The organism is Mesorhizobium sp. M7A.F.Ca.CA.004.04.2.1 (genome assembly GCF_004022825.1).
Classification (GTDB): domain Bacteria; phylum Pseudomonadota; class Alphaproteobacteria; order Rhizobiales; family Rhizobiaceae; genus Mesorhizobium.
On sequence record NZ_RZPH01001056.1, the window covers coordinates 1 to 2,001 of the forward strand.

The 2,001-nt window shown below is 65.4% G+C and carries 3 protein-coding genes; 2 read left to right on the forward strand and 1 reads right to left on the reverse strand.

All coding sequences use genetic code 11. From position 1 onward, the window contains the following. Nucleotides 1-230: hypothetical protein (locus EN893_RS38795; protein ID WP_206640206.1), on the forward strand; the 230-nt coding region annotated here is incomplete at its 5' end. A 116-nt stretch (nt 231-346) separates the two neighbouring features. Beyond that, a complete protein-coding gene (locus EN893_RS31195; RefSeq protein ID WP_127268363.1) occupies nt 347-850 on the forward strand; it encodes an invasion associated locus B family protein in 504 nt (167 codons plus the stop codon). A 68-nt stretch (nt 851-918) separates the two neighbouring features. On the opposite strand, the gene EN893_RS31200 is transcribed toward EN893_RS31195, so the two are convergent. Further along, nucleotides 919-2,001: chloride channel protein (locus EN893_RS31200; protein ID WP_164901269.1), on the reverse strand; the 1,083-nt coding region annotated here is incomplete at its 5' end.

Below are 2,001 nucleotides of genomic sequence, written 5' to 3' on the forward strand. Positions count from 1 at the left end.
GATCACCGCCGTCAGCGCCCACATCACCACTGCGCACCGGCAAGCCGCCAGGGACGCCATGGCCGACAAGGGCTGAACTCACGCACGGAACGCCGTTGAAGCCGGCTTTCTGCGGCAGCGTAAAAAGTCAAACTCTTGCCGCTTTCGTGGCCTCCAAGTCGCCAAAGGGATGTCGCGCCAGCCGCTCGCAAGGCGGCGGCGCGGCAATGGCGGCGGTTTCCTCGGGGTGAGGGTCCTTTTCTCTTCGGAAATTCACCGTTTGGTAACCCAGATTAAATCAAAATGAAGCGACGGGCAGGACGCCAAGCCGGCCTGCCTCCGCACCATTTGGAATACGGGAAAAGCGATGCGCGGATTAATTGCACTAGTTTCGAGCCTGGTCCTGGTGGCCGTGGCAGCGCCGGCGCTGGCGCAGTCGGCGACCAAGATCGGCCAGCACAATGCCTGGGGCACCTACAGTTACCAGGCATCGGGCGGCAAGGTCTGCTATGTCCTGACCGTGCCGACCGACAAGCAGCCGCCTACGCTCGATCATGGCGACATGTTCTTCTTCGTCAGCCAGCGGCCCGGCCAGCAAGTGTCCTACGAGCCGCAATTCATTGCCGGCTACAACTTCCAGGACGGCTCCAAGGCCACCGTGACCATCGACAAGAAGACGTTTTCGATGTTCACCCGCGGAAAATCGGCCTGGGTCGAGAATGCCGCCGAGGAGCCGGTGCTGATCGCCGCCATGAAGACCGGCACCGACATGAAGGTGACGGCGAAGTCCGGCCGCGGCAATCCCACCTCCTATGTCTTCTCGCTGAAAGGTATTTCGGCGGCGCTGACGTCGATTGCCAAGTGCAAATAGGCAAGGAGTGCAGGCACGCACTTCGCTTTGAATGAAAGGCCGGGCCGCGAAGCCCGGCCTTTTTGCTTTCAGCCTTGCGCCGATCCCGGCCCGGCCTCCGCCCGCCGCCGCCGGATCGCCTCGGCGATGAAAACACGCGACAGCGCGTGGTAGAGCGGCTCGTGCGAGATCATCCGCGCCGTACCGTAGCCCAGCATCGAGGCCAGCATCAGCGCGATGACATTGTCGTGATTGCCGGTCATCTCCAGGATGATGACGAAAGCCGTCATCGGCGCCTGCACCACCCCGGCGAAATAGCCGGCCATGCCGAGCAGTGCCGCAGCCCCCGTGCTGGCGCCGAAGAGGAGGCCGAGCGAACTGCCGATGCCGGCGCCGACCGCCAGCGAGGGCGCGAAGATGCCGCCCGGAATGCCCGAGATCATCGACAGCAGTCCCGCCAGGAACTTTTCGGCAAAGAAGAACCATGGCAGCGGCGTGCCTTCGACGGCGCCCCGTGCCTGCACGTAACCGGTGCCGAAGGTCAGCCCGCCCGAGGCGATGCCGATCACTGCAACCAGCAGCCCGCAGACGGCCGCGACCAGCAAAGCGCGCTGCAAAGGCTGCCCAGTGTTCCAGCGCCGGATCCGGCGTGTCGCCTTCAACGCCAGCAGCGAAAACAGCGCGCCGAGCCCGCCGCCGATGACGCCGCAGGCGATCACCAGCGGCCACTCGGCGGCAAACGAGATCGTGTCCTTGGCGACGCCGAAATAGGTGTAGTTGCCGAGCAGGCCGAGCGAGGCGAGGCCGGCCAGGATCACCGCCGTCAGCACCAGCCCGTTGGTACGCGCCTCGTAGGTGCGGCCCATCTCCTCGATGGCGAAGACGATGCCGGCCAGCGGCGTGTTGAAGGCGGCGGCGATACCGGCGGCCGACCCGGCCAGAATCAGGCCCCGCGCCTGCACCATGCCGCCCCAGCGCGCCGCCTGCAGCATCAGCGACGCGCCGACCTGCACGGTCGGACCCTCGCGGCCGATCGAGGCGCCGCAGAACAGGCCGACGATGGTGAGCATGATTTTGCCGACCACCAGCTTGAGGGACAGGATATGACTTCGGTCCTCGTCGTCGCGAAGATGGCGGGCGGCGATCGCCTGCGGAATGCCGCTGCCTTGCGA